Source organism: Streptomyces kronopolitis (assembly GCF_014646275.1).
GTDB classification, from domain to species: Bacteria; Actinomycetota; Actinomycetes; order Streptomycetales; family Streptomycetaceae; genus Streptomyces; species Streptomyces kronopolitis.
Genome location: NZ_BMND01000087.1, coordinates 1 through 3,741, shown reverse-complemented (window position 1 = coordinate 3,741; position 3,741 = coordinate 1). Strand labels below are relative to the sequence as shown.

The window sequence follows — 3,741 nt, the reverse complement described above, 5'->3', positions numbered from 1 at the left end:
ATCTCCACCGGGCGTGTGCACGTCGTCTGACCAGCACGCTTGCCGAAGCGGCTCGGGCGACCCCCTGGGGTTTCCGGCAACGTTTCCGACAAGCCCCGTCGAGAAGGAGAAGGCGACAGCCTCATGACGTACACCGTGCTGTATGACCCCGACGGCCGGATCGAGGACCTGCCCCTCGACCGGGAACCCCACGAGAAGCTGGCCAGGGCAGTGCTGGCGTGGACAGAAACCAGTAACACCCAGCCCGCCGACTGCACGCTGATCGCACTTCAGCTGACCGGGCACGCCCGCCTCGTCGCCGCGGCCGTCCAACTCCAGGCGTCCAGCCTCTCTGCAGGAAGCGGCCGGCGGGCGCTGGCCGAAGCAATTCTCGGGGAGGCCTCCAGGCGTCTGCCGGCTCCGGTGCAGGACTCTGTGCGGTGCTGCCAGAACCGGGCTCGCCTGCTTCGCGCACTGTACGAGCGCCTGGACGGGCTCCACGACGCAGCACCTGCGCCCGCACCCGCCCATGCCCCGGCCCTCTGAGAACGGACGGCGCCGCTGCCCTAGAGGGCAGCGGCGCGAGGAAGGGGGCCTAGGACTCCGTGTGACTGTTCACCATGCGCAGGAAGGCGGTGAACGTCGCGCTGGAGAAGCGCAACGGGGTCTGGGCCGCGTTCTTCGAGTCGCGTACGGCGACGGTGCCTGGGCCGACGGAGGCGACCTCTACGCAGTTGCCGCCTCCGCTGCTGTAGCTGCTCTTGCGCCAGGCGGGCTCGGTGCGGGGGTTGGTGCTCAACGGATCTCCTTGATCACATCGCGGATGAAGTTGCGGGAGTGCTTGGTGTCGAGGGCCTGGCTGCGCAGGTGGTTGAAGTTGACGTCGTACTGGCCGATGTCAGCGTCCTCTTCGAGGTAAAGCGAAGTGGTCATGGGCTCCACCACCACGACAGGACCGCCAGCATCGAACCGGAAAATGGTGTGGGTACCGTCCATCGCAGGGTGCGCTCCGGCAGCGAAGGGGAGCACCTGGATCTGTACGTGGGGGAGTCGTTCGTGGAGGTCCAGGAGGTGGCCCAGCTGTTCGGCCAGGGTCGTCGGCCCGCCCATGGCCCGGCGCAGTGCGGATTCGTCGAGTACGCACCAGACGGGCAGGGGGTTCTCGCGGGTCAGTACGGACGCGCGTTGCATGCGCAGTTCGGCGAACGTCTTGACCTCCCGTTCCGTTCTCCAGCGTCGGCTGCCGTCGATGACGGCGTGGGCGTAGTCGTGGGTCTGGAGGATGCCGGGGATGACCTGGGAGGCGTAGATGTCCGCCTGGGCAGCGAGCTCTTCGAGTTCGAGGTAGTCAGCGAAGGAGTCGGGTACCGCATCGCCGTACTGCCGCAGGAGATTGGTGCGCCGGGGGGAGGCGGCGAGCGCGGCGAGCTTACGGATCTCGTCGCGGCGGGCGTCGCTTTCGCCGACGCCGTAGGCGGTGAAGTACGCGTCCAAGGCGGTGACGGCCACGAGCCGCTTGGCGTTCTCGACTTTACTCAGGGTGGTGCCGCTGGGCAGACCGATCCGGGCGGCGGCATCGTCGAGGTTCAGGCCGGTGCGTTGCCGCAGGATCTTGAGGGCACCGCCCAGGCGCCGGCGCATCATGGTCGGCTGGGCCTCTGACATCCGGTTTCCTCCTCCTCGTCGCCGGTGACTCTACAGACCTCAACTTCCGCGTCATATGCCAATGTTGACCCGATAGGCGCAACCTTAAGGCGCAACCTTGCGCCTCGCGCAAGGGTCTCGGCATGCTGAGAGCGTCCCACTCAGCACCCCAGTGGGCCGGCCCGCTGCGCTGCGGCCGGAGCCCTCCCGTGCTGCTGGATATGCCCTACGCCCCACCGCGTTTGGAGACTCTCGATGTCGCTTGAGGTGACCCGTGTGACCAGCGTCGGTACCGTCACCGTCCGTCCCGCCCGCCCGCTGTCCGGGACTGTGCGGGCGGACGGTTCGAAGAACGCTGCCCTGCCGTTGCTGGCTGCTGCCGCATCCCTTCGCCGCGGCGTCCACCTGTCCGGCGTCCCGGCCAGCACGGACGTGTCGCGGATGCTCACCCTCCTGGAGAGGTGCGGCTACCGCGTCGTCCACCCGGTCACCGAACCGGCAGCCGTCGTCGTCCTGCCCGGCGCTCACAGCCGCGAACTTCCAGTGCTGGCGGACGCTGCCCGCATCCGGGCCTCGTACTACCTGGTGCCACCGCTGCTGTCCGCCTTCGGCAAGGCCTCGCTTCCGTGGCCGGGAGGCTGCCAGATCGGGGACCGCGGCATGGAACAGCACTTCAAGGTCTACGAACAGTTCGGGGACACCGTGCTCTTCGACGACGCGGGATACCAGGTGATCGCCGGCAGTTCCGCGAGCCTGGTCGCCGTGAACCTGCCGTTCCGTTCACGGGGTGCGAGCATCGCCGCGATCCTGCGTACGGTCGTCGGCAACTGCCGTCTGGAGCTGGGCAACCCGAACCTGTCGCCGGAGACCACCAGCGTGCTCGCGGCCCTGCAGGCGGCCGGGTGGCAGGCCCACGCCAGCGAGGACAAGATCACCCTGGCCCCTCCGCCCGGCGCGCCGGCGGGAACGGTGTCCTGGACGGTCCCCGGCGACAAGGTCGAAGCCGGCACCCTGGCCTGTGCCATCGCGGCCACCGGCGGAACGGGTCGCATCGAAGGCGTGAACGGCTCCGACTTACGGGCCCTGGCTCAGCTGCTGGACTGGACCGGCATCCCCGTCACTGTCGCCGCCGACGCGGTCACCGTCCACCAGGGCCGGCCGATCAGCGGGCGTCCGCTGCGGGCGGTCGCGTCGCTGGCGCCGGACGGCCTGGACGCCGACTTCGAACCCGCCCTGATCGCGCTGGCCCTCGGCCTGCCCGGCACCCACCTGTTCGCCGACTCCATCAACCCCGGCCGCCACGGCAACCTCCTTCCCCAACTCGCCCAGCTCGGTGCCCGGATCGACGCCCTCTCACCCACCCAGTGCCGGGTGACGGGCCCCCAGTGGCTGACGGGAGCGCAGGTGAACGCCACGGACATCCGCGCTGGCTCCGCCCTCCTGGTCGCTGCCCTGGCAGCTCACGGCACCACGACGGTCACGGGCCTGGACCAGCTGCGCCGCGGACACGCGAACCTGCCCGCCAAACTCCGCTCGCTCGGCGCCGACATCACCGAGGTGCCGCGATGACCCGGACCCTCGCGCGGATCGTGGCCACCACCGACGTCCACTCCGCCCTCGCCGACGCCAGCGGCATGCTGGCCCACCTGCACGACCTGCGGCCCACCTCGCTCATCGTCGACTGCGGCGACTTCTTCGAGGGCACCGGCTACTACCAACTCGGCCGCGGCCGGCTCGAACGGGAGATCCTCACCACGCTCTACGACGTCCTCGCCCCCGGCAACCACGGCTGGCCGCACTACTTCGAACCCGGCCTGCACCAGCTCACCGTGTGCGCGAACGCGCGGAGCGACATCGACGGCAGGCCGCTGTTCGGCCGCATACGCATCCTCGACATCGCCGGACGCCGGGTCGCCGTCACCGCCGTCATCGGCCGGCAGGCATTCGAGGCCATCCCCGCCGCCCAGCGTCGCGGCCAGCACGTCATCGACCCTGCCCGGGCTCTGCGGGAACTGCTGCTGGAGCACCATCACCATGTCGATGCCTGGATGGTGCTGTCCCACTCCGGCTTCGAGACGGATCTGGAGCTGGCCGCGGCCTGCCCGTTCGCCGACGTCA

At 69.6% G+C, this 3,741-nt stretch carries 5 protein-coding genes; 3 read left to right on the top strand and 2 right to left on the bottom strand.

Features of this window, described 5'->3' with window-relative positions:
* Window positions 1-123 precede the first annotated feature (123 nt).
* The gene (locus IEY78_RS33690; RefSeq protein ID WP_189104806.1) at window positions 124-525 is read left to right on the top strand and encodes a restriction endonuclease; all 402 of its coding nucleotides are present in this window, start codon (window positions 124-126) and stop codon (window positions 523-525) included.
* 49 nt (window positions 526-574) lie between these two features.
* Here the strand turns inward: IEY78_RS33690 and IEY78_RS33685 are convergent, their stop codons facing one another.
* Window positions 575-778, bottom strand: coding sequence for a DUF397 domain-containing protein (locus IEY78_RS33685; protein WP_189104805.1), 204 nt, complete (start codon window positions 776-778; stop codon window positions 575-577).
* Window positions 775-1,644, bottom strand: a complete 870-nt coding sequence (locus IEY78_RS33680; RefSeq protein WP_189104804.1) for a helix-turn-helix domain-containing protein — start codon at window positions 1,642-1,644, stop codon at window positions 775-777. The genes IEY78_RS33685 and IEY78_RS33680 overlap by 4 nt, the downstream gene beginning before the upstream one ends.
* A 234-nt stretch (window positions 1,645-1,878) precedes the next feature.
* Here IEY78_RS33680 and IEY78_RS33675 point away from each other — a divergent pair, with 234 nt between their 5' ends.
* Window positions 1,879-3,192, top strand: a complete 1,314-nt coding sequence (locus tag IEY78_RS33675; protein ID WP_189104803.1) for a carboxyvinyltransferase — start codon at window positions 1,879-1,881, stop codon at window positions 3,190-3,192.
* A partial coding sequence (locus tag IEY78_RS33670; RefSeq protein WP_189104802.1) for a metallophosphoesterase family protein occupies window positions 3,189-3,741 on the top strand: 553 nt, incomplete at its 3' end. The genes IEY78_RS33675 and IEY78_RS33670, both read left to right, overlap by 4 nt.